The organism is Brevibacillus borstelensis, from assembly GCF_003710865.1.
GTDB lineage: Bacteria > Bacillota > Bacilli > Brevibacillales > Brevibacillaceae > Brevibacillus > Brevibacillus borstelensis.
This window is the reverse complement of the sequence record NZ_RHHO01000023.1, coordinates 59,265-85,065: the sequence shown is the minus strand read 5'-3', so window position 1 is coordinate 85,065 and position 25,801 is coordinate 59,265. Positions and strand designations below refer to the sequence as shown.

At 51.6% G+C, this 25,801-nt stretch carries 27 protein-coding genes and 8 tRNA genes; 8 read left to right on the top strand and 27 right to left on the bottom strand.

The genetic code is table 11. From position 1 onward, the window contains the following. Nucleotides 1–7: 7 nt before the first annotated feature. Genes EDM54_RS12140 through EDM54_RS12130 form a run of 3 tightly spaced genes read right to left on the bottom strand, consistent with a single transcriptional unit; the run spans nt 8 to nt 3,733 of the window. Nucleotides 8–1,534 (bottom strand): permuted SH3 domain-containing protein, encoded by a 1,527-nt coding sequence (locus tag EDM54_RS12140; protein WP_003386348.1) that lies wholly within the window; start codon nt 1,532–1,534, stop codon nt 8–10. 21 nt (nt 1,535–1,555) lie between these two features. Further along, nucleotides 1,556–3,007: an ABC transporter permease gene (locus EDM54_RS12135; RefSeq protein WP_024984010.1), complete on the bottom strand. Its 1,452-nt coding sequence runs from the start codon at nt 3,005–3,007 to the stop codon at nt 1,556–1,558. 24 nt (nt 3,008–3,031) lie between these two features. After that, nucleotides 3,032–3,733 carry an ABC transporter ATP-binding protein gene (locus tag EDM54_RS12130; RefSeq protein WP_003386350.1) on the bottom strand — a complete coding sequence of 234 codons (702 nt, stop codon included), beginning with the start codon at nt 3,731–3,733 and terminating at the stop codon, nt 3,032–3,034. Nucleotides 3,734–3,952: 219 nt separating this feature from the next. On the opposite strand from EDM54_RS12130, the gene EDM54_RS26460 reads away from it, so the two are divergent. Then, entirely contained in the window at nt 3,953–4,123 is a 171-nt protein-coding gene (locus tag EDM54_RS26460; protein WP_003386351.1) for a hypothetical protein, read from the top strand. 184 nt (nt 4,124–4,307) lie between these two features. Next, the gene (gene pdxK / locus EDM54_RS12125; protein WP_003386352.1) at nt 4,308–5,123 is read left to right on the top strand and encodes a pyridoxine/pyridoxal/pyridoxamine kinase; all 816 of its coding nucleotides are present in this window, start codon (nt 4,308–4,310) and stop codon (nt 5,121–5,123) included. Nucleotides 5,124–5,206: 83 nt separating this feature from the next. On the opposite strand, the gene rarD is transcribed toward pdxK, so the two are convergent. After that, nucleotides 5,207–6,121, bottom strand: coding sequence for an EamA family transporter RarD (gene rarD, locus EDM54_RS12120; protein ID WP_031932788.1), 915 nt, complete (start codon nt 6,119–6,121; stop codon nt 5,207–5,209). A 272-nt stretch (nt 6,122–6,393) separates the two neighbouring features. Here rarD and EDM54_RS12115 point away from each other — a divergent pair, with 272 nt between their 5' ends. Further along, nucleotides 6,394–7,302 (top strand): EamA family transporter, encoded by a 909-nt coding sequence (locus EDM54_RS12115; RefSeq protein ID WP_122958245.1) that lies wholly within the window; start codon nt 6,394–6,396, stop codon nt 7,300–7,302. Between the two features lie 71 nt (nt 7,303–7,373). Here EDM54_RS12115 and EDM54_RS12110 read toward each other — a convergent pair. The 8 genes from EDM54_RS12110 to EDM54_RS12075 form a co-directional block, all read right to left on the bottom strand. Beyond that, nucleotides 7,374–7,446, bottom strand: a tRNA-His gene (locus EDM54_RS12110). 14 nt (nt 7,447–7,460) lie between these two features. After that, a tRNA-Gly gene (locus EDM54_RS12105) sits at nt 7,461–7,531 on the bottom strand. A 51-nt stretch (nt 7,532–7,582) separates the two neighbouring features. After that, nucleotides 7,583–7,659, bottom strand: a tRNA-Pro gene (locus tag EDM54_RS12100). Nucleotides 7,660–7,733: 74 nt separating this feature from the next. Continuing rightward, nucleotides 7,734–7,810: transfer RNA gene (locus EDM54_RS12095), tRNA-Arg, on the bottom strand. A 153-nt stretch (nt 7,811–7,963) separates the two neighbouring features. Continuing rightward, a tRNA-Gly gene (locus EDM54_RS12090) sits at nt 7,964–8,039 on the bottom strand. A 3-nt stretch (nt 8,040–8,042) separates the two neighbouring features. Next, a tRNA-Leu gene (locus EDM54_RS12085) sits at nt 8,043–8,129 on the bottom strand. An 8-nt stretch (nt 8,130–8,137) separates the two neighbouring features. Continuing rightward, nucleotides 8,138–8,214 (bottom strand) — tRNA-Glu (locus EDM54_RS12080). Nucleotides 8,215–8,227: 13 nt separating this feature from the next. Next, nucleotides 8,228–8,320, bottom strand: a tRNA-Ser gene (locus EDM54_RS12075). Nucleotides 8,321–8,626: 306 nt separating this feature from the next. Here EDM54_RS12075 and EDM54_RS12070 point away from each other — a divergent pair. After that, entirely contained in the window at nt 8,627–8,830 is a 204-nt protein-coding gene (locus EDM54_RS12070; RefSeq protein ID WP_003386355.1) for a hypothetical protein, read from the top strand. 78 nt (nt 8,831–8,908) lie between these two features. Here the strand turns inward: EDM54_RS12070 and thiM are convergent, their stop codons facing one another. The 7 genes from thiM to EDM54_RS12035 form a co-directional block, all read right to left on the bottom strand. Further along, the gene (gene thiM / locus EDM54_RS12065; RefSeq protein ID WP_371862612.1) at nt 8,909–9,718 is read right to left on the bottom strand and encodes a hydroxyethylthiazole kinase; all 810 of its coding nucleotides are present in this window, start codon (nt 9,716–9,718) and stop codon (nt 8,909–8,911) included. Between the two features lie 81 nt (nt 9,719–9,799). After that, nucleotides 9,800–10,270 (bottom strand): hypothetical protein, encoded by a 471-nt coding sequence (locus EDM54_RS12060; RefSeq protein ID WP_024985598.1) that lies wholly within the window; start codon nt 10,268–10,270, stop codon nt 9,800–9,802. A gap of 453 nt (nt 10,271–10,723) precedes the next feature. Beyond that, nucleotides 10,724–11,389 carry a YitT family protein gene (locus EDM54_RS12055; RefSeq protein ID WP_031932787.1) on the bottom strand — a complete coding sequence of 222 codons (666 nt, stop codon included), beginning with the start codon at nt 11,387–11,389 and terminating at the stop codon, nt 10,724–10,726. A 388-nt stretch (nt 11,390–11,777) separates the two neighbouring features. Beyond that, nucleotides 11,778–12,785 (bottom strand): ABC transporter ATP-binding protein, encoded by a 1,008-nt coding sequence (locus tag EDM54_RS12050; RefSeq protein ID WP_003386360.1) that lies wholly within the window; start codon nt 12,783–12,785, stop codon nt 11,778–11,780. A gap of 23 nt (nt 12,786–12,808) precedes the next feature. Beyond that, entirely contained in the window at nt 12,809–13,876 is a 1,068-nt protein-coding gene (gene opp3C / locus EDM54_RS12045; RefSeq protein ID WP_174768858.1) for an oligopeptide ABC transporter permease, read from the bottom strand. Then, the gene (locus tag EDM54_RS12040) at nt 13,873–14,805 is read right to left on the bottom strand and encodes an ABC transporter permease (RefSeq protein ID WP_003386362.1); all 933 of its coding nucleotides are present in this window, start codon (nt 14,803–14,805) and stop codon (nt 13,873–13,875) included. Before EDM54_RS12040 ends, opp3C begins: the two co-directional genes overlap by 4 nt. A 144-nt stretch (nt 14,806–14,949) precedes the next feature. After that, the gene (locus EDM54_RS12035) at nt 14,950–16,620 is read right to left on the bottom strand and encodes a peptide ABC transporter substrate-binding protein (RefSeq protein ID WP_003386363.1); all 1,671 of its coding nucleotides are present in this window, start codon (nt 16,618–16,620) and stop codon (nt 14,950–14,952) included. Between the two features lie 174 nt (nt 16,621–16,794). Here EDM54_RS12035 and EDM54_RS12030 point away from each other — a divergent pair, with 174 nt between their 5' ends. Beyond that, the gene (locus EDM54_RS12030) at nt 16,795–17,211 is read left to right on the top strand and encodes a DUF3899 domain-containing protein (protein WP_122958244.1); all 417 of its coding nucleotides are present in this window, start codon (nt 16,795–16,797) and stop codon (nt 17,209–17,211) included. A gap of 119 nt (nt 17,212–17,330) precedes the next feature. Here the strand turns inward: EDM54_RS12030 and EDM54_RS12025 are convergent, their stop codons facing one another. Further along, complete coding sequence (locus EDM54_RS12025; protein WP_035988812.1) at nt 17,331–17,549, bottom strand: hypothetical protein; 219 nt, start codon at nt 17,547–17,549, stop codon at nt 17,331–17,333. Between the two features lie 88 nt (nt 17,550–17,637). Here EDM54_RS12025 and EDM54_RS12020 point away from each other — a divergent pair, with 88 nt between their 5' ends. After that, a complete protein-coding gene (locus tag EDM54_RS12020) occupies nt 17,638–17,901 on the top strand; it encodes a hypothetical protein (protein WP_122958243.1) in 264 nt (87 codons plus the stop codon). Between the two features lie 100 nt (nt 17,902–18,001). Here the strand turns inward: EDM54_RS12020 and EDM54_RS12015 are convergent, their stop codons facing one another. Next, a complete protein-coding gene (locus EDM54_RS12015; RefSeq protein WP_170208379.1) occupies nt 18,002–18,667 on the bottom strand; it encodes a VOC family protein in 666 nt (221 codons plus the stop codon). Between the two features lie 169 nt (nt 18,668–18,836). Between EDM54_RS12015 and EDM54_RS12010 the strand changes: the two genes are divergently transcribed. Together EDM54_RS12010 and EDM54_RS12005 are read left to right on the top strand one after the other, a co-directional pair. Then, nucleotides 18,837–19,187: a VOC family protein gene (locus EDM54_RS12010; protein ID WP_122958241.1), complete on the top strand. Its 351-nt coding sequence runs from the start codon at nt 18,837–18,839 to the stop codon at nt 19,185–19,187. 227 nt (nt 19,188–19,414) lie between these two features. Next, nucleotides 19,415–19,912: a GNAT family N-acetyltransferase gene (locus tag EDM54_RS12005; RefSeq protein WP_003386370.1), complete on the top strand. Its 498-nt coding sequence runs from the start codon at nt 19,415–19,417 to the stop codon at nt 19,910–19,912. A 77-nt stretch (nt 19,913–19,989) separates the two neighbouring features. Here EDM54_RS12005 and EDM54_RS12000 read toward each other — a convergent pair whose 3' ends face one another. The 6 genes from EDM54_RS12000 to gcvPA all read right to left on the bottom strand — a co-directional run bounded on the left by EDM54_RS12000 (nt 19,990) and on the right by gcvPA (nt 25,699). After that, a complete protein-coding gene (locus tag EDM54_RS12000; RefSeq protein ID WP_024985606.1) occupies nt 19,990–20,511 on the bottom strand; it encodes a GrpB family protein in 522 nt (173 codons plus the stop codon). A 28-nt stretch (nt 20,512–20,539) separates the two neighbouring features. Next, nucleotides 20,540–20,995 (bottom strand): MarR family winged helix-turn-helix transcriptional regulator, encoded by a 456-nt coding sequence (locus tag EDM54_RS11995; protein WP_003386372.1) that lies wholly within the window; start codon nt 20,993–20,995, stop codon nt 20,540–20,542. A gap of 133 nt (nt 20,996–21,128) precedes the next feature. Beyond that, nucleotides 21,129–21,731 (bottom strand): MFS transporter, encoded by a 603-nt coding sequence (locus EDM54_RS26995; RefSeq protein ID WP_327956070.1) that lies wholly within the window; start codon nt 21,729–21,731, stop codon nt 21,129–21,131. Nucleotides 21,732–21,785: 54 nt separating this feature from the next. Continuing rightward, nucleotides 21,786–22,481 carry an MFS transporter gene (locus EDM54_RS26990; RefSeq protein WP_228006647.1) on the bottom strand — a complete coding sequence of 232 codons (696 nt, stop codon included), beginning with the start codon at nt 22,479–22,481 and terminating at the stop codon, nt 21,786–21,788. A gap of 378 nt (nt 22,482–22,859) precedes the next feature. Then, nucleotides 22,860–24,353, bottom strand: a complete 1,494-nt coding sequence (gene gcvPB / locus EDM54_RS11985; protein WP_122958239.1) for an aminomethyl-transferring glycine dehydrogenase subunit GcvPB — start codon at nt 24,351–24,353, stop codon at nt 22,860–22,862. Then, a complete protein-coding gene (gcvPA, locus tag EDM54_RS11980) occupies nt 24,350–25,699 on the bottom strand; it encodes an aminomethyl-transferring glycine dehydrogenase subunit GcvPA (protein WP_122958238.1) in 1,350 nt (449 codons plus the stop codon). Before gcvPA ends, gcvPB begins: the two co-directional genes overlap by 4 nt. Between the last annotated feature and the right edge of the window lie 102 nt (nt 25,700–25,801).

The following is a 25,801-nucleotide window of genomic DNA, read 5'->3' as shown; positions in this document are numbered from 1 at the left end:
GCTCCGGCTACATTTCTCCGCCGAGCATCATCAAAACTTCATCTCCGGCTGCAAGCCCGCTCTTAATCTCAACAAATTCCGATCCTTCGATCCCAATCTCCACTTCTTTCGGTGTCGGTTCTCCGGACGCCGGATCTTTCACCATGACCTGTCCTTTCCCTTCTTCCAGGACTTCAACAGCCTGCATGGGGAGTCGGAGCACATTTTCTTTCTTCTCTACGAAAATATCGCAGTCCCCGGTCATTCCGTGCTTCATCTCGTTCGTATCGGACAGTTCGATTTTCACAGCAAATCGAACCGTCTTGTCTTCCTTTGTACCTTCTTTTGGCACTTCGATTACTTTTCCTGTAAACGGCTTGTTGCCAAAAGCCGAGACATACACTTCCGCGTGCTGCCCTACCTTGATCGACGGGATGTCCAGCTCGTCCACAGCCGCGATAAAGTAAACCGCGCTCGTATCCATGATGACCGCAGCAGGCTTGCCCGAGTCAGGTGTTTCGCCTGCCGTTACATTGAGCTTGGTAATTACCCCGCTGATTGGCGCCGTTACTTGTTTTTTTGCGATGTCCCGTCGCTTTTGCTCCATCGTCAGCTGGGACTCCTTCAGCGCCAGTTCTTTTTCCTTCAGTTCCAGATCGACGGAGGTCATGTCCATTTTTGCAATGAGCTGTCCTGCCTTCACTTCGTCGCCATTCTCAATCTCGACTTTGCCCACTTTTCCATGCGTACCGGCTACGAGATCGATGTCATCCGGATTCTCGAATGGCGTGGCGATCTGGCTGGCGTACAACGTGCCTTTTGCATCTGTATACTGCACCTCGCCCATGTCCCCAACGTAAATGGCTCCCGGCTTTTTCACGAGCACCTCTACGTCATGCACGCCGCCGACACCTTTTTCCTTGGTTCCGGTCAGGTCGATTTTCGTAACCGTTCCGTCGACATAAGAGAGAGAGGCTACGAGAAATACCTTCACCTGCTGGCCTACCTTAAAGCGTTCGGCCTCGTATGCCGTGAATTTCCCTTTGATTTTCAGATAATCCGTGTTGACCAGCTTTGCCACAATCGTGTCAGGCGTTACCTGATCGCCTTCCTTGATCAAAACTTCTTTGATCTTTCCGGTTTTGTCAGAGAGAATTTTGTCCTTTTTATTTTTGATCTCGGCCAAGTCCTTTTGCGCCCGGATGATGTTCAATTCCTGCTTTTGCAGCTCAATGGCAGCGTCCTCGCCGTCAATGCTAAAGAGAGGATCGCCCTTTGAAACGCGCTGTCCCTCCTGCACGAACACCCTCTCGACCTTTCCGCTCAGCTCCGGCTTCACCTCTTCACGGGCCTTGGCTTCCACTGTCCCCGAAGCGAAGATGGCTTTGCTTACTTCTCCCGTCTCTACTGCCGCAGTCGGGAAGGAAGGCGGTTCCTCCTGCGGCTGCTCCGATGCCGCCTCGTTGCTCGTAAACTTCGTATAACCATACACGCTTCCGCCGCCCAACAGCACGAGAACGGCAGAAATGATGATCCACTTTTTCTTTTTGCTCATCGTAAGTAACCCCACATTTCCTTATTCAGATCGAATCGCTTGCAATGCGCTCAAACGGGACGCGCGAATGGCCGGGAAAATGCCCGCCAACAAACCGATAATAAAGGCAAATCCGATGGCGAACAGAGCCAGCCATGTCGGTATCACAGCCAACGTGGTCATTTCCTCTCCTCCGCCGCCAAAGCCCAGACTGTCCATCAGACCGCCTGCTTTGCCGAAATAGTTGACCAATTCAACGGCGCCCCAGGCAAGTCCCAGACCGGTCATGCCTCCAATCAGACCGATGAAGCCCGACTCCATCAAAAACAGCCAGCGGATGTTGTAAACGGTGGCTCCGATTACCTTCATAATCCCGATTTCTTTGGTCCGCTCCAAAATGGACATGATCATTGTGTTTACAATCCCGATGGAAGCGACCAGAAGAGAAATGGCTGCAATCCCGCCGAGAATCATTTGAATCACGAAGAAGAACTTGTTGATCTGCTCCAGTTCGCGGGCAGGCGACCAAACCTCGTAGCCAAGCTTTTTCAAATCGGATACGACGCTCTCGACCATTTCGCGAGACTCGACCTTGACTGTAATCTCATCGAATACAAACTCGTCCTGATTTTTATCGCGCGAGCGCCTTGAGCTGGTGTCACCAAACTCCTCGCCCCTGCTGCGGTTCAGCCAGTCGTTCATTTCCTTTACGAGGCTGAGCGGAGCGTAGACCGCACTTCCGTAGCGGAAATTCTCCGATTTTTGCAGTTGGCCGACGACCCTCACCCTGACGTCTTTTTTCTCCAGCTTCAATTCATCGTCGATCCGGTATTCGCGAGTCAGCGTAATCGTTGCCGGCTTGCCCACCATGTCGAATGGAGCCGGGCCTTCTTCGCCTCCTCCGCCACCACCTCGCCGAGAGAAGTATACTTCCCCTCCTCCGCCGCCACTCTTGTTGGCATTCCTCATTCGGGCTTCCCGCTTTTCTTTTTCCACGTCCCTCATCTCTCGCGGAACGTAATAGGAAACAACAACCTCCTGAGGCGCTCCCGTAAGATAGGTTCCTTTTTCAATTTCGTCCTTCCGGTATGCGGCAGATTCGCGGACGTCGACACCGACCAGCTCGATGTACCCTTCCCTTCGGCCAACCTTCAGCTTGGACTCGCCGCGGATGCGCTTGATCGGCATGACCGCAGCTACGCCTTTGACCGCTTTCAACTCTTGAACAGCCGCCATATTCAGTTTTTTTCGTTCGTCGTCGGGAATCACTCTGTCTTCTTCCGGTATGTAGAAGGCCGGTTCCACGTCGAGCTCTGTCAAGTTCCCCCAGCTCTCCAGGCTTTTTACAGCATTTGCCTTCAAGCCCAAGCTGAGGGCAATCATCGCGACAATCGCTGCCGTACCAATCATGACCCCAACCGAGGTAAGCGCTGTTCGCAGCTTCATGCGCCACAGGTTTCTCCATACAATCCGAAATGAGTCTATAAATTTCACTTTTGTTTCACCTCATACCCTCGATCACGCCGGTTTTGTACGCCTTTGCACGACTCTTCCGTCCTGTAGGTAAATCACCCGGTCGGACTGCTCGGCCACTTCCTGCTCATGCGTAACGATAATAAATGTCGTATTGCTTTCTCGGTTCATCTGCCTCATCAAGTCGAGAATTTCCTGCTCTGTTTTGCTGTCCAGGTTTCCAGTCGGTTCGTCAGCCAGCACGATACTCGGGTTGTTTACCAGGGCGCGGGCGATACTGACACGCTGCTGCTGCCCGCCGCTAAGCTCGTTGGGGCGGTGATCCAGGCGGCCTTCCAGCCCCATTTTCTCCAGGATCTCGGCAGCTCTTATCCGTCTTTTTTTCTTGCTCTCACCTGCAAAAATCAAGGGAAGCTCCACATTTTCCAGCGCGGTCAGACCCGGCAATAGATTGTAGGACTGAAAAATAAAGCCCATGCATTTGCGCCTGAACAAGCAAAGCTCGTTCTCGTTAAAACGGGAGATTTCCTCGCTATTGACGAAAATCTTGCCCTCTTCCGGTTTGGTCAATCCCGCCAGCAGGTTGAGGAGTGTCGATTTTCCCGATCCTGAAGACCCGCACAGCGCGACAAACTCCCCTTTTGCAATGTGGATATTGATGTCAAAGAGGACAGGGACTTTGATTTTCCCGGTTCCATAGCTGTGATTGACGTTTTCGACCGTCAATTCACCCATTCCGTTGGCCATCTTCTGTGTACACCTCTTTTGCTATTACAAATTTGGAAAAATCATCTCATTGTATATAGACGGAGGAGCAGGAAAAATGTAACGATTTTATTTCGTGAAATAAAATTAACCCTTTGTACACACCAAATTCAAGAACTTGTAACACTCCTGTAACCAAATCATTCCAGTTCGCTGATATAATAGGAGCAGGCAAGAAAAACACGAGAGGGCAGAGTGAAGATGAGGATCTATCGCTTTTTGTTTGAAACAGCTACACGTCAATGGATTGAAGTCATTAAAGCTCCTAGCATGTTTGAAGCAGCGAAAGAGGCCAAGAAACTGGCCAGCACAAGGTCAAAAGCAATGGCCGCTCCCATCAGCTTCTCTTTCCATCACGTCGCATCTGTCTAACACATACATAAAGTGGCCATGGTTTGACCGTCCACCTTTTTGAACCGCTCTTCCTCACAGGGAAAGCGGCTTTTTGCGTGTCACCCTTATTGACACCGCTGTGCATTTGCTCTTCAATAAGGATAAGAAGATTTCAGAGATGCCCCTACTACCATCGTAGCGGATACAAAGGGAGACGAAAGCCATGACCATGAAGAAAGCATTGACCATCGCAGGCTCTGACACAAGCGGCGGAGCAGGTATTCAGGCGGACTTGAAAACCTTTCAGGAGCTGGGCGTATTCGGGATGACTGCCTTGACTGTTATCGTCGCGCAGGATCCGCATAATTCCTGGTTCCACGAAGTGTTCCCGATCGACCTGAACACCCTGGAAAAGCAGATCGAGACGGTCCTCTCCGGGATCGGTGTCGATGCGGTAAAAACCGGCATGCTCGGAACAACGGATCTGATCGAGCTGGCTGCCAAAAAAATCGAACAGTATCAACTGAAAAACGTAGTCGTTGACCCTGTCCTGGTCTGCAAAGGGGCAGACGAGGTGCTCCATCCGGAAAATGCGGACTGCTTGCGTGACGTTCTGGTGCCGCGTGCGACCGTCGTCACACCTAACCTGTATGAAGCAGGGGCTTTGTCCCAGATGGGCGCGCTCAAGACTGTCGACGACATGAAGGAAGCCGCCAAGCGGATTCACGACAAAGGCGCGGCCTATGTTTTGGTCAAGGGCGGCGGCAAGCTGCAGCATGAAAAAGCAATCGATGTGCTCTATGATGGCAGTACATTCGACATCCTCGAAGGCGAACGCATCGATACCACCTATACGCACGGAGCAGGCTGCACGTATTCCGCGGCGATCTGCGCCGAATTGGCAAAAGGACAATCGGTTCGCGATGCCGTTAACGTAGCGAAGCAGTTTATCACGGAAGCGATCCGCCACTCCTTCAAGCTGAACGAATACGTTGGTCCGACCAATCATGGAGCGTATCGCAAGCTGCAAAAAGCGTAAGTGTTGGACTAGCTATATAAATAAAGGCAATAGCAAAAACTCCCGGCCTCCTCTATATAAGGAAGCCGGGAGTTTTTCTGTTGTTATGCTTTCTTTTTGAAAGCCAGGTTTGCGTTTGGAGCGGGAGCTGTTGACGTTCCCTTGCTTCGGAGCGAACTGATCGTAAATACGACCAATGCGCTCCAGATAAAGCCAAAGCTGATCAAATGGGTCTGGGTAAACGGTTCATGGAACAAGAAAATGGCCATCAGCAGCGTGATAGTTGGCGATAGGTATTGAACGAAGCCGACCATTGACAAAGGCAATCGCTTCGCTGCCTGGGCAAACCAATACAGCGGCAGGGCTGTCGCAACCCCAGCCAAGGTCAGCAAGACTATTTGCCAAGCTTCCAGTGAAAGGGCGGTTTCCTGTCCGTTTACCTGAAGTGCAAGCACGTAGGCCAGAGCGATCGGGGCCACAAACAATGTCTCCCAGGCGAGACTCATCATGGGCTCGAGTTTGACGGTTTTTTTCGCCAATCCATACAGGGCAAACGTCAGCGCGAGCAAAATAGCTACCCACGGAACCTTTCCGTAATGGAAAGTCATGACGGAAACCCCTATCGCCGCAAGTACGATAGCGATCCATTGCCCCAGGCGCATGCGCTCTTTAAGGAACAAAACCCCGAACAATACACTCAGCAGCGGATTTATGTAATAGCCCAGGCTCGTTTCCATCACATGGCCGATGTTGACTGCCCATATATAGATCAGCCAGTTGCCGCTGATAATTAACGAGCTCAGCACCAAAGCGATCCACGTTTTCGCTTCCGTTACCGACGATTTCAAATAGCGCAGTTTTTTTGTCACAAACAGCAGGGCTACGACAAACACCGCTGACCAGATAATCCGGTGAGCCAATATCTCCCAGGCTCCCATCTTCTCGAAAACCTTCCAGTACAGCGGCAGCATTCCCCACATAAAATAGGCCCCGATTGCGTACAAGACTCCTTGTTTCATCCACACCTGCCCCCATTTGTTTCTGTTTCGTTCTCCTCGCTCATTCTCTTCAGTGTAAACGATAGAAGAGCAACTTATCTATCTATGTACATTCTTTATAGGAAGCTCAAAAAGGAGATCAACCCTTCATTGCGCTACCATGGTAACTAAGCAGTTTATTACCTAATTATCACGATAAAGCATGGTATAAACTTTTATTTTATCAAGTTTGCTTCTATAGTACAATAGGTCCCATCAATTATTTGTTTAGTCAGAAGAAAGGAAGTTTACTAATGTCATACTGGAAATGCGTGATTCTCGTTCTCGCGGGAGCTGTCAGCTACGGAATCCTCTCTATTATCATGAAAGCAGCCTTCCACGCAGGATTTTCCCCCTATGAAATGAGCAGCAGCCAATTAATCTTTGGCGGTCTCATCATGATCGCGGTCGCCTTCTTTTTATCCAGGGAACGCTTTCGCTGGCGTTATGTGTTCATTTTGCTGCCTGTCAGCGTGATGATGGCCGCGACCAGCTTTCTGTATCATCAATCGGTCAGTCAAGTGTCCGCGTCGCTCGCCATCGTCCTGTTGTTTCAATTTACATGGATTGGCGTGATGATCGAAGCGATCGCAGACCGGAAATGGCCGACTCGTGAAAAATGGCTGTCTCTTGTTCAGCTCGGCATCGGGACGGTGCTTGCCAGCGGACTCGGCATAGACAGCCTGAAGAGCGTCAGTCTGTACGGACTCGGGACTGGACTGCTCTCAGGCGCCACCTTTGCGATGGTCATCTTTTTCAGCGGGCGGCTCGTCCCTGACATGAATCCTTATTTGCGCAGCGCCATTTCCATCAGTTTGGCAGCCATTCTGCTTTCGTTGGTGTACCCCCCTGCCTTCCTGATCAATGGCAGGCTTTTGGACGGCCTGCTTCCGTACGCTCTGCTGGTCGCCTGCTTTGGATCGGTCATCCCGATTCTTTGCCTTGCGATCGGGGTTCCTCGTCTGGGCAATGGCGTAGCGACGATTCTCAGTGCAATCGAATTGCCTACGGTCGTCCTCTTGTCCAGCTTCGTTCTCCATGAGCAGGTGTCCGGACTGCGATGGGCCGGCGTCACGCTGATCATGCTCGCGATCATCGTCCCGCAAATCAGATTGAAGCAAGCGCGTTCGACCACAGCCATTTTGAGCGAGAAAAGCATGTAATCCCAGCAAAAAAAAGCCCAGTGGCTGTCCAATTGGACAAACACTGGGCTTTTTTGCTGTTTGACAGATAGGGCGATCGATGGGAATCGAACCCACGAGTGCCGGAGCCACAATCCGGTGCGTTAACCACTTCGCCACGACCGCCATAAATGAAAAAGAGCGGGTGATGGGAATCGAACCCACGCGACCAGCTTGGAAGGCTGGGGTTCTACCATTGAACTACACCCGCACGATCTTGCTTCTATTTATAGTAGCCAACTATTCGAGAAAAAAACAAAGATGGTCGGGAAGACAGGATTTGAACCTGCGACCTCTTGGTCCCGAACCAAGCGCTCTACCAAGCTGAGCCACTTCCCGATGCAAAATGAATCATGCCTTTCGCAAAAGGCTATCAGATCAACCGAGGTACCTCCCCTTGCTGGGGGGATAAATGGCGTGCCCTGAGAGATTCGAACTCCCGACCTTTTGATTCGTAGTCAAACGCTCTATCCAGCTGAGCTAAGGGCACATATATATGGAGCGGACGACGGGGCTCGCTTCCATTGGCAATACCTCGTCGAGTATCCTTCTTTGCGCAGCCAAATCTGAAGTACCCGAGCAATTCTTCGTGTTTTACCACGAGGGTAAACCCGGCACGGGTGAGAGACCTGCATACGCATCATGGAGCGGACGACGGGGCTCGAACCCGCGACCTTCGCCTTGGCAAGGCGACGCTCTACCAATTGAGCTACGTCCGCATATGGTGCGGTCGAGAGGACTTGAACCTCCACGGTGTTGCCACCACTAGAACCTGAATCTAGCGCGTCTGCCAATTCCGCCACGACCGCATGAGTTATGGTGACCCGTAGGGGATTCGAACCCCTGTATGACAGCGTGAAAGGCTGCTGTGTTAAACCGCTTCACCAACGGGCCATTTTAAGCAAGATGGCGGATGGAGTGGGATTTGAACCCACGAGACGAGTCATCCCCGTCTACACGATTTCCAATCGTGCTCCTTCGGCCACTCGGACATCCATCCAGTACCAAATCACATTGTGTTTGTCCGTTTTGACACAAATGACTATATCATAAAACAAGAGTTATTTCAATACCTTCTTTTTCCCTTCCACTTCTCGCATGTTTGACAGCCATCTGTACGCGATTTCTCATCTGATGCGAATTTCTCTAGACAAAGGCAAGGCAGTCGGATATTTTTCACAATTCGAAATTGCACGTTCAGGTACACAACTTGGTAACAGATCGGACTTTTTTTCGTCACATGTCCGACGTTTTTCTTTGCCTGATTCTGGTACGCTATTTTGTGGTCAAGGAGGGAGAGTAACCAGTGGAAATACACATACGTACCGACGCGGGAATCGCCGCCAGACTAAACAAAGAGATCGTCAGGCACGGCATTTCCAAATACTACGTTCGCCCGCTCGAACAAGATCAGGTGGAGTTTGTTTTTCTGTCACTGTCTGAGCATCAGCAAAAGCTTCTGTCGTACACGCTGAAAAAATACAGCTACATTGCATCCATGATCCGGTAAGTCGATCGCATCCAATGTGTACCCGCCTCATTCTTTCGATCTAAATGCTCAATGCGCAAATTTTTCCTCGAAACGGCCCTACATCGCAACAGCCACAGCACCATACCGCAAAATATCTTCCGATGACACCATCGCCAGTTGATTCAGAAATTCAATTTGAAAACTGCCAGGGCCTTTTTCCTCTGTTTTTTCCGCGGCAAGCTCGGCTGCAACCCCGTAGCTGACCAGAGCCGCTGCTCCTGCTGTCAAGAGGGTTTGTTCAACCGAAGCGAAAGCGCCGATCACCGAAGTCAACAGACACCCCGTCCCGGTAACCTTTGTCAAAATGGGATGACCGTTCTTGATAAGATACGCGGCAGTGCCATCCGTAATGATATCTTCCCGTCCGGTGATGACCACGTGCGTTTTCCAATGCAGCGCGGCCTTTTTCGCCAGCGCGACAATATCCCCATTGCTTTCCCCTGCATCCACACCCTTGATGGTCCAGTTTTCTCCGATGACATGGGCAATCTCGGCCGCATTGCCTCTCAGCAAAGAAACGTTGACCTCCTGCAGAATGCGTCTGGCTGTCTCTGTCCGGTACGAAGTCGCGCCAGCCCCCACAGGGTCGAAAATAACCGGCACCTGCTGCTGATTGGCTGCCTTCCCGGCAATAATCATAGCTTCTACTTCCGGCTGATTCAGTGTACCGATGTTCAACACGAGCGCCCCGGCAAGTCTGGCCATGTCTGCCACCTCTTCGCGGGCATATGCCATGACAGGCGAAGCCCCCAGAGCAAGCAATCCGTTGGCTGTAAAATTGGTGACCACCACGTTTGTGATATTATGCACGAGTGGCTTCTTCTCTCGTACTCGTTCTAATGTTCGGGCAATATCATGCAAGCTGATCATGTTTTCCTTCACTCCTGTTTCCAAAACGTAAGAAGGCAGCATGTACGCTGTTTCATACATGCCGCCTTGAATTTTGTTTTAGGCGATTCGCACCACTTTCGCTTTTTCCGTATCCGGGAGGAACGACAAATCGACATGACCTCTGGCCAGTTCCATCCCGATATCTTCCGCCAGAAGGAGTGCTTCTTCGCGGAATGTCGGCGTACAGCTGCCTTCATTCAGTTCGCATAGCCGCTTCAGCCGTTTGAGTCGCTCAGCAGTTTTTTCCGCCCTCATGACTTCGTTTTTCAGATCACATACGTTGATATGTACGGCATCTGCAACCATGCTGACATCATTCACATGGACAATCAGACGCTTGCCTTCCTGGGTGACAAAGCCAAGCGAACAAAACTGTGCATCAGACATTTCAAGCCGCGTCAGAACCGCATTGGTGAACTCTTCACCGGTCCGCAGGCGAATCAAGCCCGCCTCTACGGCACCGCCCACCTTACGTTCATTTGCCAACACCGTGTACATGTCTGTGTAACCATTGATTTGATAACGCATGGCACCCTCCCGCAAAAAGGACTAGCAAAGCAATCGCTTCGTCACTGAGATCAATTATCATTACCATCGTATAATGAAAATCATTATCTGTCAACGATGAGAATGATTTTTATTGGCAATTGAATGCTTCATTTGCTCCGGTAATTTTATCGTTTCCTATTAAATAGATGTCGAAGGCAGTTCTCGCCGCTGACTGCATTTCCTTGCAGACAGTTTTCCCTCTCCTCTGTTAAGGTATTCGCCTACCGATGACACGTTCTGGGGCACTTGCCCAGATTGCTGGTACATGTCTATTTGTTACGTTTACGGCTGTGGATTGAAAAGTTGCAGTATCCCCAGCCAAAAAAAGACCCGGGGATAACCCTCGGGTCTTTTCGCTTGGCAACAGGAGGCCCTCCTGTCGCTTGTCGGATCCAGATTGAAAATGGATACTTCTATCGCTTTCGTCAAAACTCATCGGTGGCTTGTCGAAACGCCCCGGACAGGTCCATGGACGTTCTCTTCTTCCTCCGTCGTTCCTTTTCCAATCGTCCAGTTAATCACCCTGCTGGCGATCAAGACCGCCAAAATGGTGTACAGCACCTCTTTGACCGGCAAATACAGGAACGACAGGCTAAGCACCATGCAGTCCAACAGGAGAAAGATCGTCCCGATCGACAGACCGGTATATTTGCTGAGCAGGACAGACATGATGTCATCCCCGCCCGTAGCAGCGCCGAAGCGCAGAACAATCCCTGTTGCCAGGCCAGTCAACACCCCGGAAAGCAGGGAGGCGACCGGCATATAGTCACTCAAATTGATTACGATAGGCGAAAATCGTTCAAACAATTCATAAAAGCCTGAAAAGGCAAGCGACGCAAGTATGGTGTTCCAGATGAACTGGCGTCCTTTCAGCAACCACGCCATGATAAAAAGCGGGATGTCCAGGACGAGCATCGTCGCAGCCGGCGGGAGATTAAAGCCGTACTTGGCCAAAAGCGCCAAGCCTACGAATCCGCCCTCCGACAAGTGGTTTTGGAAGTTGATATGGTAATACGCAAATGCCAATAAACAAGATCCGAACAAAATCAAACTAAGCTGTGCAAACTGTTGTCGTAACGGTTTTGCTCTCCTCATCATTAATTCCTCGCAATGTCATCGGTTTTGGCTTGAGCGCCCAACCGACCACTGAGGAACTTCTGACATACAGACAGCGTTCCATACGTATTTCCTCACTTTCGCAGCAGGTTGAGTCGCCCTAGTGACGATCGACATGCTGCGACGCTATGTGTAGGAGAGATCATAACGTTTCCATACGCTCCTATACGGAACCATTGGTATCCTGATCCTTTCCGTTTTTGAGATGTCTTTATTGTATCACAAAAAATGGAACTCTCCGAATCCGGCTATTCCGCATAGACCTTCAAAAACGGCCGTTTTTTCGTTTTTTTGCAAATGGCTCCTCGGCAAGATCAGGATTTTGCAATGAACCGATAGGGTTTGCTCTGTTTCCCTCGCTTTTTTGCACTCATGAGCAAAAGGAGCGGCGCATCTCCTCTGCCCGCCTGTCCTGCAGCCAACAGGAAACCTGATGCTCCGGACCAAGGCTCGTCGATTGGGGCGAAAAATGATGGCACACCCGCATCACATAGGGACAGCGAGGGGCAAAAGAGCATCCACCCATCAGCCTGGTCACATCGGGCGGAGACCCCGGGATCGGCACCAGCGGCTCGGAGCGGTCCGCGTCCAGACGGGGCATCGATTGCAGCAATCCCTTCGTGTAGGGATGCTGCGGCCTCGTGAATATCTCATGGACAGGCCCGATCTCGACGATTTCTCCCGTATACATGACGGCAACTCGCTGGGCCATATTGGCCACGACTCCCAAATCATGCGTGATCAGGATGATAGACGTCCCTGTCTGCTTCTGCAGTCCGCGCATCAGGTCGAGAATTTGCGCCTGAATGGTGACATCCAGAGCCGTTGTCGGTTCATCGGCGATCAGCACCTTCGGTCGACAGGCGAGCGCGATGGCGATGACGACTCGTTGTCGCATTCCTCCGGAAAATTGATGGGGATAGGCATCGATCCGCTCGGCTGCCTGCGGAATCCCGACCATCTCCAGCATCTGAATCGCCTTTTGCTTTGCCTCCGACTTCGTCAACTTTTCATGCTTGGCCAACCCCTCCATGATTTGGCGGCCGATTTTCATCGTCGGATTGAGCGATGTCATCGGGTCCTGAAAGACCATGGAGATCTCTTTGCCCCGCAGCTTTTGCAGCTCGCGCGGCGAAAAGGACAGCACATCCTGATTGTCATAGCGGATGGCGCCCTCCGTTATTTTGGCAGTTTGGGCCGGCAGCATCCGCATCAGGCTTTTCGCTGTCACTGATTTGCCTGAACCGGATTCTCCCACGATCGCCAGCGTCTCCCCTTTTTGCAGCGCAAAGCTGACTCCCCTGACGGCTTTGACCACCCGGTTCTGGGAATGAAACGAGACGTGCAAATTGTCTACGGACAAGATCGGTTCGTACATGGTTTGTCTCCCTTCTATTCCGGCTATTTTTTCATGCGCGGGTCAAGCGCGTCCCTCAGTCCGTCAGCCAACAGGTTGAAGCTGATCATCAAGGCGCTGATCACAATGCCCGGGAAAACGAGCTTGTAGGTGAAATAACGCATGGACACGTACCCGTCCTGGATAAGGACGCCCAGCGATGCAAGCGGAGGCTGCAAGCCCAGCCCGATAAAGCTGAGAAACGCTTCGAAAAAGATGGCAGTCGGAATCGTAAACATCAGTGTGACCAGGATCGGGCCGACCGCGTTTGGCAAAAGATGCTTGACGATCAATCGGGAGTTGGAAGCGCCAAGGGCCCGGGAAGCGAGCACAAATTCCTGCGCCTTGATCTGCATCATCTGCCCGCGTACGACACGGGCCATTCCGACCCAGCCGGTCACGATCATAGCCAAGACGATGGAGAAAATCCCCGGATCAAGGATCAAGATGAACAAAATAATCACGATCAAGTTTGGTATGCCTACGAGCACTTCGATGATGCGCTGCATTACATTGTCGATCTTTCCGCCGTAAAAGGCAGAGATTCCGCCGTAGGCCACTCCGATGAACAAATCAAGCAGTGCCGCCAAAAGGGCGATGGTAAGCGATATTTGCGTCCCCTTCCAGACACGCGTCCAGAGGTCTCGCCCGAATTCATCCGTTCCGAACCAAAAGTGCTCGGTGATCCCTCTTGCCTCGTATTGATCGATTCCTTTGGCATCCTTCCCGTCAAAACCGAGCCATTCCAGGCCAGCTACCTTGGGCGGCAGGTTGGAAAACGTCAGATTTTGTTCGTCGTAGGGTAGTCCAGACAACTGCGGTCCGATCAATGCCAAGAGTGTGATCAGGACGATGATGCACATCGCAATAACGGTTCCCCTGTTTTTCAGCAGCCGTCTCCAGGCATCCTTCCAAACAGAAACGGTCTGGCCCGATACCTGCTCTTGCAACCGAGAGTCAAGCGGTTCATGGACGAACAGGTCATCCGTGACTTCGGCAGGCGGAAAGACAGACGAATGGCTATGTACTTGCGACACCAGAGTCGATTCGTTTTTTCCCAGTTCAGCACTCATTTCGCCTTCGCTCCTCTCACGCTGATTCTCGGATCAAGCAGACCATACAGGATGTCCACCACGAAAACCATCAGGATAAAGAGCAAGCTGTAAAAAAGCGTAATCCCCATAATTACGCTGTAATCATTGACGACGATGGACAGCGTAAATTGCTCGCCCAGACCCGGAACAGAGAAGATCTTCTCGATCACAAGCGTCCCTGTCATAATGTTGACGGCGAGCGGTCCGAGCATCGTCACGACGGGAATCAAGGCGTTTCGCAGGACGTGTTTTACGATTACACCCGTCTCGGACAAGCCTTTGGCCCGGGCAGTCATGACGTAATCCTGACTGATCACGTCCAGCATTTCCGTCCGAATGAACCTGGCGACGGTAGCGATTACCGTAACCGAAAGCGCAAGAGTCGGCAAAATGGTGTACTCGTACCCCTTCCACAGAGCCGGCGGCAACAAGCCCCATTTCAATCCCAGGTAATACTGCAAAAGAGCGGCAAAGACAAAGGAGGGGATCGACATCCCCAACACAGCCAGCGTAACCGAGGTGTAGTCCCAGATGCTGTTATGCCGGAGCGCTGAGACAACCCCGAGCCCAAGCCCGACAAACGTCCCCACGATCAGCGCCTGAAATCCGATCAGCGCCGATGGACCGATCCGCTCAAAGATCACCTCGTTTACACTTCTGCCCATAAATTTAAATGACATGCCCAAATCGCCTTGGACCAGATTGGCCAAATAGCGAACGTACTGAATGGCAACCGGCTGATCCAGTCCGTATTTGGCCTTCATGTTTTCCAACTGCTGCTCATTCAACCGGTCGGCATTGGTGAAAGGTGTGCCGGGGAGCGTCTTCATTAAAAAGAAAGTAGCAGTTGCAATGATAAACAGCGTCACCAGCATGTATCCAACCCGTTTCAGCAAATAAGCTCCCATTTGTTCACCCCATCTTCAGTCTGGCTGTCCGCTTCGCAAAAAATCGGAAAACGGGAGGGTTATGCTCTCCCGTGATTTACAGGTGAAAAGAGGATACGCAAATGCGATCCTCTTTTTTTGGTCATTGGATAATGATACCGTCAATTACTGCCCTGCAATATCCACCCACATGTAGTTGTACCTCGGCGCTGTTGGCAGAACGACGTAATCCTTCACCGTCGGCCGCTGCAATACTGCAAGCCCTTCCTGATAAACAGGCGCGACAGCCACGTCCTGATCAAGCAGCATCTTCTCCAGCTCCAGCATCATCTGGAAGCGCTTGGACATATCGGTCTCCATCTTGGCCTGTTTTACCATTTCGTCGTACTTTGCATTTGAGTATTTCATCCGGTTGGCTGAGCCGCCTGTCACCCACATGTCAATGTAGGTCATCGGATCGCTGTAGTCCGGTCCCCAGCTTGAAAGCGAGATGTCGTAATTGACCGCCTTTTCGAGCTCAAGCCGTTGGTTGGTCGGTACTGATTTCAGCTCAAGCGTAAAGCCGGGGAGATTTTTCTCCAGTTGGTTCTTTAAGTATTCGCCCACTTTTTTCTGCGTATCTGTATCGGCAAGGTTAAGCGCTACCTTCACTTCGCTCAGCCCTGTTTCCTGCAATCCTTTTTTCCAGAATTCCTGTGCCTGCTCTACCGTCCCTTTGTTGATATCGCCATTGAGCTGTCGGAAATCCTTTCCTTCGGGCGAGAAGAAGAATCCACCGGGAACCATGCCATATAGCGGGGTAGCACCGTCGTTTAAAATGACATCCGTGAGTCCCTGTTTATCCCAGGCCAGGTTGATTGCCCGGCGAATGTTCACATTGCCCAGTGCAGGATGCGTATGATTGAAGCGCAAGAAACGGATAGACGGGTCCTTGATCGTCAGGAAGCCCTCTTTGTCCCTGTACTGATCCACGAAGGAAGAAGTCAGCTCCACCCGGTCGATTTGACCCGATTCATACAGAGTCAATGCCGTAGAGACATCCTTTACGACATAGGCGTCGATTTGATCCAGCTTGACCTTGTCTTTATCCCAATAGTTCGGGTTTTTCTCGTACTTCCAGCCCTGATCGTGCTTCCATTCCGTCAGCATGAAGGGGCCGTTGTACAGCACCGTGTCGAATTCCAGGCCGTATTTCTCCTTTTTGCTCTCGACGAACTCCTTCTTCTGCGGGAAGAATGTCGGGAAGGAAAGAAGCTGATTCAACAGCGGGTTGGGGTACTCCAGCTTGACTTCCAGCGTGCGGTCATCCAATGCCTTTACACCGAGATCCTCCGGCTTCTTTTCTCCTTTGAGAATCGCAGTAGAATTGAGGACCGCTGCTGTCTCGAACATAAAGCTGTAGTGGCCGGCCGCCTGAAATACCTTTTTCCAGGCGAACTCAAAGTCATGTGCGGTTACCGGCTCGCCATTGTTCCATTTGGCATTTTCGCGAATCTTGAAGGTATGTACCAGACCGTCCGGGGACATATCGTGCTTCTCCGCCATCGCCAAATACGGCTGGCTGTTCGCGTCTCTGCGATACAAGCCCTCCATCGTGTTGTTCACGACCGCGAACGAGACATCTTCGTGTACTTGAGCGGTATCCAGCGTCGGGATCTCGTCCGAGTCATAAATCCGCAGTACCTTTTTCCCCGCGGTTGGCTCAGCGGTTTGATTGCCGTTATTTGGCGCCGGTGTCTGCGTATTTGTCTGTTCGGAGTTGAAATTGCATCCGGCCACAGTAAACGCCATCAACAACGCGATGACTAAGGATAAGCCTTTCTTTTTTCGTCTCATAGTGCCCCCCATTGTTCGATTTGATGGACGTTCCATCTTTTGGTAGGATATACTAGAGATAAAATACAACTTTTTAGAATTGTCAGTCAAGTTATTTTCAGAAAATACAGTAATATTTTACATGCGCTGAATCTATTCAGCTTGCCTACATCTTTTTTTATAAGGAGAGATCGCATGTCGACTGCAAATTGGTCTTCCGGATGGCAAATGGCGTCGCTGATTGCAGGTCCTCCCCTCTTTGCTCTGGCATTTGGCTTTTTCTCTCCCTCCCCGCTGTCGCTTGGCGGATTCGCAGACGGCCTCTGCTACGCTTCTCTTCTGCTGCTGATGGCATGGGGCGTGCTTTTCGTCATCCAGGGGCAATTTTTTACCGCCTTCTGGATCAGTTGCAAGCGTTTTTTTGCTTCTTGGCGGAGGCAGGAATCATACATTAGTAAGGTCGAAGGCGGGCAGAACGAAGGGATGTATGAGCTAACCGGACAGGACGACGTGTCGTTTCAGCCGCGACTGATCCCCCACGGTCCGTTTTTTTGGGCGGGAGCCGGCTATTTTGCGGTCAGTTTTATTTTTTCGCTTCTTTTCATAAAATAGGAGATCTATCTTGCTCATTTGGAATATTTTCAAACAGGAGATACGACGAATACAATCAGGACCAATTCCGGAAGACAGGAAAATCTGACAGCGAAGGCTGGACAGAGACGCAAGGAGGATCAATTCCTCTGCTCTCGATACATTCGAAAGATTTCCGCGGCGTACAGGAGGAAAAACAGGCCCAGACAGAGCGGCCACAAATCAGGGGCAGTGATGTACAAAAGAAACGGAAAGGCACCGTCCCCGATTAACCGGATGCTTCTGAACCTGGGATTGACGCGCGAAAGAATTGCCCCTGCAAGCAGTATCAACCAACCGATCAGCAAAAAAGACTTCATTGGTAGGCTTCCCTCTCTTCAGCTAAAATCATTGATATAAGTATACGGCTTCGCTTTTGGAAAATAAAGGGATTGGGGGCATTTATGAATGGGTCTGTTTTCCAGGTTTTTTTCTCGACACAAGTGCCTGGTGCATATAGCGGTCGGCACCGAAGCGTATGCCAAAGCCGCGGCAAAATTGCAGGCTCACGGCATCAGCTACCGGACAAAATCGCCAAATGACATCAATCATTTGGGTTTGGATACTTCTAGTGTAATGTTCCCCCGTACCGACCGCACCACTACCTATGAAATTTTTGTCCGTCCGGAGGATGAGCATAAGGCGCAAAAAGCGATCCATAGCAGGCAATGATTGGAAATGCAAATGGATCACCTCTCCCGGCACAAGTTCCGGGTGCGGGTATGCTGTTGATCGGATCGCTTCTCCGCAAATAGAATCCGCTTAGATTAGCTTAGCGTACCGTAATCGTATACCCAAGCTCGGGTTGCTCGATGGTGAATAGACCTCTTTCTCCTTCACTTTCTCCGCTCCTTTGCTCCACCTCCACGATGATCGGATGAATCGCGGCCGGACGGTTGGTCGGAAACCAGGAACGTCCTTGCTTTACGAGCACCAATACCCCACGCCGATCACCGAAAAAGCGAAATGTATCGCTTTCCGCTTCAAATTCGCTGCCCAAAACGGAAAGCTTCTCGGCGAAGGCAGCTACATCCGGGACCGGCATTCCAATCTCCTGAACGCGCAGCCACCCTCCTTCGGCTCCCTCTTCCTCAAAGGAAAGCACTTCTACAATATTTCCTTCCGGGTCTTCGAAATATATCTGGCTTCCTTTCCGGATCACTGAAGTCATCCGTTCCTCTCCATCCCGGTCTCGCAGCAAGCCTTGGTGCTTTTTTATTCGTTGAAGGCACGCTTCAAAATGCGGCTTGGCAATCGCAAACGCATAATGATAGAAAGCGGGCTCCGCCGACTCGGAAAAACGCAGGAGCGAGCTGCCCGCCTTTACTGTAAACGATGCGGAGTCTTCCGACGTTAATGGAAGCCTGAGCACTTCGGTATAAAACCTCTTCATGTCTGAAAGCTTGCTGGTCACGACTGAAAGCACATGAAAATTCATAATATCCTCCTCCATGAAACTTCACTCACTGACTACGCGAGCGGACAGCTTTCGACTATTCGGGCGGACAACTCACCACCCCGAGAAAAAAAGCCCCTATCTCCAAGAAGGAATTGCAATGGATTTGAAGAATACTCTGACAACTTGTCAAACTATGGGAGGCGCACGAATGGCACGAGTCGTTTTGTTTGAATTCAACAGCCAAGACCCTGAAAAAGCAGCAGCGTTCTATTCATCCGTATTTGATTGGAAAATTGCAGAACCTCACTGGGACTATCGCGAAGTCACGACTGGCTCCGATACCAAGCCCGGAATTCATGGCGGCATTGCACTCGGTCCAAGCGATTATCCGCACGGGACACGGGTTGTCATCGAGGTGGACTCGCTGGACGATACACTGGCCAAGGCGGTAGAGAGCGGAGCCAAAATAGTCCGGGATAAAATGGAGTTCGACGAGTTTTACCTGGCTTATCTGGCAGACCCTGTTGGCTTGGGAATCGGGTTGATTCAGTATAAATAACGGCAGCAAGCAAACTATGGGCGAGGAGTCTGCCGATTTAAGGCAGGCGTTCTATATACTTATTAAATCAATAAGTATGTTATTCTCCAATCATTAGCAATCCCCTTTAAAACGGCACCATTTTTTGTCCCTGAATCTGGGAAGTCCAAAGCTTAGGAAACTTTTCTCTTGTTCATGTAAGAAAACCTGACATATAATTGACTCAAATTCGTCAGGTGGTGAACAGCATGTCTTCTATTACCGTAAGAAAAGCAACCGAACACGACTTGCCCGTCCTATTGGAAATATACAATCACGTCGTACGGACTTCTCCTGCCACGTTCGACCTGGTGGAACAGACGCTCGAGCAGCGAAAGAAATGGTTCCAAAAATACGACGAGCAGCACCCCTTGCTGGTGGCAGTAGAAAACGGATCGGTAGTAGGATATGCGTCGCTTGGCACGTTTCGGGAGAAGCCCGCGTACAACCAGACAGCGGAATCTTCTGTCTACGTTCATCATGATCATCATGGAAAGGGAATCGGAGGGCTGTTGATGACAAAGCTTATCGCGGCGGCGAAAGAACTTGGCTACCACGCGCTGGTCGCCGGAATCACCGGAGGCAATGAATCCAGCGCTCAGCTTCACGTCAAGTTTGGGTTTCAGCCAGTGGGGGTTTTTCGTCAGGTGGGGTACAAATTCGGGGAATACCACGATGTGGCGTTTTATCAATTGCTTCTCGAATAAGTGATCGGTTCATGGATGGATGGAGAGACGGGACCGACTGGGTTCTCATTGGGTTGCCTCAGCAAAATACCACCACCCTAACTTGTTCTGTTTAGATACCAAGCGAGAGCTGCCTCATCGATCTGTCGCACAAGTCCGCTTTTGCCGTCTGCGTACGCCTGGCTGTCATAGCGGAATTTTTTGGCAAGCTCTTCCTTGAGGCTCGCATAAGCAGCCATTGCATCGGGGTGGCTGCTTACGTAATCGCGGAAGGCAAGATGCCTGTGGATATCGGGATGGCCTTGCTGGTACATATGGACGTGGTGTGTTCGCTGGTCGCCTCCTTTTTGAAAGTAGCGGCGGCCAGGCAACCCGTTCTCCCCTTTGGGCTCATATCCGGCCATTCGCATGGAGTCGTTATACAGATGGATCCGCTCAATGTCTTTTACGACCGGCATGATGTCAATGATCGGCTTTGCCTTCATTCCTCTGATCGAAGTGCTGCCGATGTGATGGATCGCGACCAGTTCTTCGGAGAATATGCCCTGCAAAAGCTCCTTCTCTTTTTCAAACAATGCCGCCCACTCTTCGTCATAGGGCAGGACTTCAATCTGTCTCATAACGGTTTCCCCTTTGCCTAATGCAGAACTAGTCACGCAGCAGCTCACTCAATTTATCTAAACATTTTTCAAATACGGCAATCTCGTCAGGATCCAATTGCAGGCGAAGCTGTTGATAAAATTCATGATGCATTTCCTCATGGATGCGATATGCCACTTTCCCTTTTTCCGTCAGCGAGACCATCACCGCTCTGGAATCTGTCGGGTGTGTCGTCCTTGTAACCAGCGCCTTGGCTTCCAGGCGCGTCACGAGCTGGGTCACGGCACCTTTTGTCACACCGAGGCGGGACGCAAGCGCACTCATTAGGATGCCGCCCTCACAGCCGATGGCGTCGATTGTATGAATTTCGCTCGGCGTCAGCACGCCCGCTTCCCCAAACGTTCGAGGCTGCCGCTCCAGTCGTTGAAGCTGCAAAATGACGCGCCCCAGTTTTTGACTGCCTGTATTCATTTTTTCGGGTGGGAAAATTTGCTGTTCTCTCATACCCATACTTTAGTTTCTAAACCATTCCGTGTCAAGGCGCCCGTTTTGGGTCAAACAGAATGGTTTGTCTCTTGCTTTTGGCTTCCCTTGGTTTTCCGGTCCAAAAATAAGCCGTATCCAAATACCGCAATGCTCAAAACAAAAATACGACGTTGATTCCGAACACGCTTGTAAATGCACCCATCGCCTGTGCTTTTTCATCGAAGGACACTCCATTCATGAACCCGAGGCCCAGTGCCGCACCGAAAACCATCCCGACATTTCGCATCAGGGCAACCATTCCGCCAATCGTACCCACGTAGTGGGAAGCGACATTTTTCATAATGAAGCTGTTGTTCGGGGACGTTACCAGCCCCATGCCAAAGCCTGTCAACGCAAGCGTCAGGACAATCTCCAGCATGGACAGCTGCTCCAGCCACAGCGTCAGGATCAAAGAACCTCCGCCCATGCCGCATAAGCCGAGAAACTGGAACAGCCGGGAGCCGTACCGATCCGAGAGTGCCCCCGCAAACGGCCCTGCAGCCGCAAGTATGAGAGGATAAGCGGCCATGATGTACCCCACTTCAAGAGGAACGATTCCAACCAACCCGGTCAAGTAAAACGGCAAGACGACCAAAATCGTGTTGGCGAGCAAAAAAGAGCTTCCCGTGATGAACAGGCCGGATGTCACAGCAGCGTTTTTGAATACCGGCAGGGGCAAAAACGGGTGAGCCTGCCTTTTCTCCCACCAGAGCAGAAGTACCAGCGCGGCAAGAGCTGCGGCAAATAACGAAACAAGCCCCAGCGATCCTCAGCCCCACACCTGGCCCTGGGTTACGCCCAAGATGACGATGCCGATGACGGCGGTAAAGAGAACCGCCCCCATGCCGTCAAAAGTGCCCGGCTTTCTCTCCGGTTCCTGGTTCGGAATGCTGCGAAAGGCAAGCCAAGTCGCAAAGAGGATAATGGGAACGTGAATCAGGAACAGCCACTGCCAGCTCAGCCATTGAGCGATCATGCCTCCCGCAATGGGACCGCTCATCCCTCCAAGCGCTACAGCCGTACTGACAATTCCGAGCGAGCGGCCTCTCCGCTCCTTTGGCATATACATAGTGATCAACGCGATATTTGTCGCCTGGAACATCGAAGCTCCGGCCGCTTGCAACACTCTCAGCAGCAGCAGGATGGCCACATTCGGCGAAAAGGCGATCAAAACCGAGCTTATCGTAAAGCAAACATAGCCGAGATTATGAATGCGGCGTTGGCCATAGCGGTCGCCAAGCTTTCCCATCACGGGCAAAAGCGAAGCGACAGCCAGCAAATACCCGGTCGTGATCCACTGAACAGTGCCAATTCCCGCATGGAAGGTTTCCGTCAAACGAGGGAGCGACACGTTGACGATCCCTGCTGTGAAATGTGACACGAATGCTCCGAGACAAATGGCCATAAGCATGTAAAAAAGGTTTCGGCTTGAGCCTTCTTTTTTCTTGATTATTTCCGTTTTCATTTCGCCGTTTCACCGACCTACCATACAGTATAGATACTAAACAAATTATGCAAAAAAATATTCCTGGACCATTCTCTCCTCATCCATATTGTTTGTTGTCGCCAGGGATATGCCAAATTTTTCTATTCATTAGTTTAGACACTATACTATCTGTTGTCAATGTGTTTTCTTTCGACCTTCCTCAATCACATAAGGAAGAAACAGTGCGAAGCTTAATTGCCTTCGCACTGTTTGCTTTTCCTAGCATATCGCTTGCCTTTCCGAGCACGTCTTTTGCTTCTTCTCCGAGCATGACGTTATGGTTCTTTCTTCTGCCATAACGCTATGTTTCTGTTTCCTCGATTCCATCACGCCTTTGGCTTGCAGCCTCGTCGCCTTTTACCGCAAAACCGAACCCTCCCGTCCATTTTCTTCCTCTCTCCGATAGCGGAGGATCGGATTGCGGGCTGCCTTCGCCTCATCCAGCCTGTTCACCACAGTTGTGTGCGGCGCTTCCTGTACGGTCTCCGGGCTACTCTCAATCTCCTCGCATATCCGGATGAGCGTCTGGATAAACTGGTCCAGCGTCTCCTTGCTTTCGGTCTCGGTCGGCTCGATCATCATCGCTTCTTCGATGTTCAGCGGAAAGTAGATTGTCGGCGGGTGATAGCCGAAATCGAGCAGCCGCTTGGCGATGTCCAGCGTCCGCACCCCTTTTTTCCTGAGCTGCCTTGCTGACAGGACAAATTCGTGCATACACGTCCTGTCGTAGGGCAGCTCGATGTGCGGCTGCAGCTTTCTCATCATATAGTTGGCGTTTAGTACCGCGTCTTCGGTCACCAGCTTCAATCCGTCCGGTCCCATCGTGCGCATATACGCATAAGCCCTGACCAGAATGCCGAAATTTCCGTAGAACCCCTTGACCTTTCCGATCGACTGCGGCTTGTCTGCATTCAACCGGTAGCGGTCCTGGTCCCGCTCTACGATCGGTACGGGCAGAAACGGAATCAGTTCCTTTTTGACGCCGACGGGTCCCGCCCCCGGCCCTCCGCCGCCATGGGGGGTGGTAAAGGTTTTGTGCAGGTTCAGGTGCACCACGTCGAATCCCATGTCTCCCGGACGGGCATAGCCGAGGATGGCGTTGGAATTGGCTCCGTCGTAGTAAAGCAGTCCCCCTGCCTCATGGACGATGCGGGCAATCTCCAGAATGTTTCGGTCGAACAGACCGAGCGTAGACGGATTGGTCAGCATCAGGGCGGCGGTATCCGGCCCTACCGCTTGCCGGAGCGATTCGAGATCGACCTCGCCGTACTCGTTGGAGGCAATCGTGACACTCTCAAACCCGGCGACGGCAGCCGAGGCAGGATTTGTACCGTGGGATACGTCCGGTATCAGCACCTTGGTCCGCTTTTCCCCGCGCGACTCATGATAGGCCCGGATCATCAGCAGGCCTGCCCATTCTCCCTGAGCTCCCGAAGCCGGCTGCAGCGAGACCTGGTCCATCCCCGTGATGGCCTCCAACTCCTTTTGCAAATGGTACATCAGCTCCAGCGCCCCTTGCACGGTCTCCTCCGGCTGGTACGGATGAATGGACGCAAATCCGCTCAGCTTGGACACTTTTTCATTTCGCTTCGGGTTGTACTTCATCGTGCAGGAGCCAAGCGGGATAAAACCATTGTCAACTCCGTGGTTTCGGCGGGACAGAGCCGTATAATGCCGGACGACATCCAGTTCGCTCACTTCCGGCAGCTCGGCCCGCTTCGCTCTGATGTAGGGCAAAGGCAGAATGTCCTCCACAGAAAGCTCCGGCACATCGAGCTTTGGCAAGCTATAGGCGCTCCGGCCTGGCCGGGACCATTCAAAAATAAGCGGCTGATCTTTTTCCTGTCTCATAGCACAGCCTCCAATCGCTCGGCTAATGTATCGATCTCCTCTTTCGTCCTCGCCTCCGTAAAGGCAAGCAGAACGCTGTTTTCGTATCTGGGGTAGTCTTTCGCCAGCTCGTATCCGCCGATGATTCCGTGCTCAAGAAGCTTTTTGTTCACTGCCGCAGGAGATGCCGGCAGCTTGAACGCACATTCGTGAAAAACGGCTGTCGAAAACAATCGCTCCACTCCTTTGATGGAGGTGAGACGCTCAATCGCGTACTGCGTTTTCAGCATGCACTGTCTCGCTACTTCGCAGAGTCCCTGCTTGCCCATATAGCTGAGGTAGACGGTCGCTGCCAAAGCATTGAGCGCCTGGTTGGAGCAGACGTTGGAGGTCGCCTTTTCCCGGCGGATATGCTGCTCTCTGGCCTGCAGGGTAAGGACGAAAGCGCGTCTGCCGTCGAGGTCCGTGGTCTGCCCGATGATCCGGCCCGGCATCCGCCGAACAAGCGCCCGGGTGGTCGCCAAAATGCCGAGATAAGGCCCGCCAAATGACAGCGAATTTCCAAGAGGCTGTCCCTCCGCCACGACGATGTCTGCTCCAAAGGAACCCGGCGGCTCCAAAATTCCCATCGCAATCGGATTGACGACCGCGATAAACAGCGCCCCGCAATGACGCGTGAGAGCAGCCAGCTCTTCCAGCGGTTCCACGCAGCCGAAAAAATTCGGATACTGGACGATACATCCGGCGATGTCGTCACCCATCCGGTCTCCCAGCTCGTCCAAATCTGTCAGCCCATCCCCCATGCCAATTTCCACGATCTCCAGCCGTTGGCCGTAAGCGTATGTTTTCAGGACTTCCCGGTATTCCGGATGAACCGCCCTGGAGACGAGCAATTTGGTTCGCTTGGTCGCCGCACAAGCCATCATCCCCGCTTCTGCCATCGCTGTCGGACCGTCGTATAGAGAAGCATTGGATACTTCCATTCCGGTCAATTCGCAAATCATCGTCTGGTACTCAAAAATCGCCTGCAGGATGCCCTGCGAGATTTCCGGCTGGTAAGGCGTATATGCCGTGTAAAATTCCGAGCGGCCGACGATGGCTTCAACCACTGCCGGAATCGCGTGCTCATAAGCGCCGGCTCCCAAAAACGAGACATATTCTTCGGTATTTTTGTTTCTGGCGGCCATCCGTCCAAACTGTCTGGTCAGCTCCAGCTCCGACCAAGCCTGCGGGATCTGGATCGGCTCCTTCAGCCTGATCTCGGCAGGAATTTGGTCAAACAGTTCTTCTGTCTGCTGCAAACCCAAAAACGCCAGCATTTCTTTGCGCTCTGTCTCTGTATGGGGCAAATACCCGAACGGCTTCAAAAAAAGACCTCCCCTACCCGTTTCTTTTTTGTTTACGATTTTGCACTGGACACATGGTCACCTTCATTATAAGCTTCTATATACATTGATCAATTCAATCAT

Bases quoted from the DNA above. Each gene is read 5' to 3' on its own strand.
- EDM54_RS12140 (WP_003386348.1), bottom strand. From the start codon at position 1,534: ATGAGCAAAAAGAAAAAGTGGATCATCATTTCTGCCGTTCTCGTGCTG.
- EDM54_RS12130 (WP_003386350.1), bottom strand. From the start codon at position 3,733: ATGGCCAACGGAATGGGTGAATTGACGGTCGAAAACGTCAATCACAGC.
- EDM54_RS26460 (WP_003386351.1), top strand. From the start codon at position 3,953: ATGAGGATCTATCGCTTTTTGTTTGAAACAGCTACACGTCAATGGATT.
- pdxK (WP_003386352.1), top strand. From the start codon at position 4,308: ATGACCATGAAGAAAGCATTGACCATCGCAGGCTCTGACACAAGCGGC.
- rarD (WP_031932788.1), bottom strand. From the start codon at position 6,121: ATGAAACAAGGAGTCTTGTACGCAATCGGGGCCTATTTTATGTGGGGA.
- EDM54_RS12115 (WP_122958245.1), top strand. From the start codon at position 6,394: ATGTCATACTGGAAATGCGTGATTCTCGTTCTCGCGGGAGCTGTCAGC.
- EDM54_RS12060 (WP_024985598.1), bottom strand. From the start codon at position 10,270: ATGCGTTATCAAATCAATGGTTACACAGACATGTACACGGTGTTGGCA.
- EDM54_RS12055 (WP_031932787.1), bottom strand. From the start codon at position 11,389: ATGATGAGGAGAGCAAAACCGTTACGACAACAGTTTGCACAGCTTAGT.
- EDM54_RS12050 (WP_003386360.1), bottom strand. From the start codon at position 12,785: ATGTACGAACCGATCTTGTCCGTAGACAATTTGCACGTCTCGTTTCAT.
- opp3C (WP_174768858.1), bottom strand. From the start codon at position 13,876: ATGAGTGCTGAACTGGGAAAAAACGAATCGACTCTGGTGTCGCAAGTA.
- EDM54_RS12040 (WP_003386362.1), bottom strand. From the start codon at position 14,805: ATGGGAGCTTATTTGCTGAAACGGGTTGGATACATGCTGGTGACGCTG.
- EDM54_RS12035 (WP_003386363.1), bottom strand. From the start codon at position 16,620: ATGAGACGAAAAAAGAAAGGCTTATCCTTAGTCATCGCGTTGTTGATG.
- EDM54_RS12030 (WP_122958244.1), top strand. From the start codon at position 16,795: ATGTCGACTGCAAATTGGTCTTCCGGATGGCAAATGGCGTCGCTGATT.
- EDM54_RS12025 (WP_035988812.1), bottom strand. From the start codon at position 17,549: ATGAAGTCTTTTTTGCTGATCGGTTGGTTGATACTGCTTGCAGGGGCA.
- EDM54_RS12020 (WP_122958243.1), top strand. From the start codon at position 17,638: ATGGGTCTGTTTTCCAGGTTTTTTTCTCGACACAAGTGCCTGGTGCAT.
- EDM54_RS12015 (WP_170208379.1), bottom strand. From the start codon at position 18,667: ATGAATTTTCATGTGCTTTCAGTCGTGACCAGCAAGCTTTCAGACATG.
- EDM54_RS12010 (WP_122958241.1), top strand. From the start codon at position 18,837: ATGGCACGAGTCGTTTTGTTTGAATTCAACAGCCAAGACCCTGAAAAA.
- EDM54_RS12005 (WP_003386370.1), top strand. From the start codon at position 19,415: ATGTCTTCTATTACCGTAAGAAAAGCAACCGAACACGACTTGCCCGTC.
- EDM54_RS12000 (WP_024985606.1), bottom strand. From the start codon at position 20,511: ATGAGACAGATTGAAGTCCTGCCCTATGACGAAGAGTGGGCGGCATTG.
- EDM54_RS11995 (WP_003386372.1), bottom strand. From the start codon at position 20,995: ATGAGAGAACAGCAAATTTTCCCACCCGAAAAAATGAATACAGGCAGT.
- EDM54_RS26990 (WP_228006647.1), bottom strand. From the start codon at position 22,481: ATGAAAACGGAAATAATCAAGAAAAAAGAAGGCTCAAGCCGAAACCTT.
- gcvPB (WP_122958239.1), bottom strand. From the start codon at position 24,353: ATGAGACAGGAAAAAGATCAGCCGCTTATTTTTGAATGGTCCCGGCCA.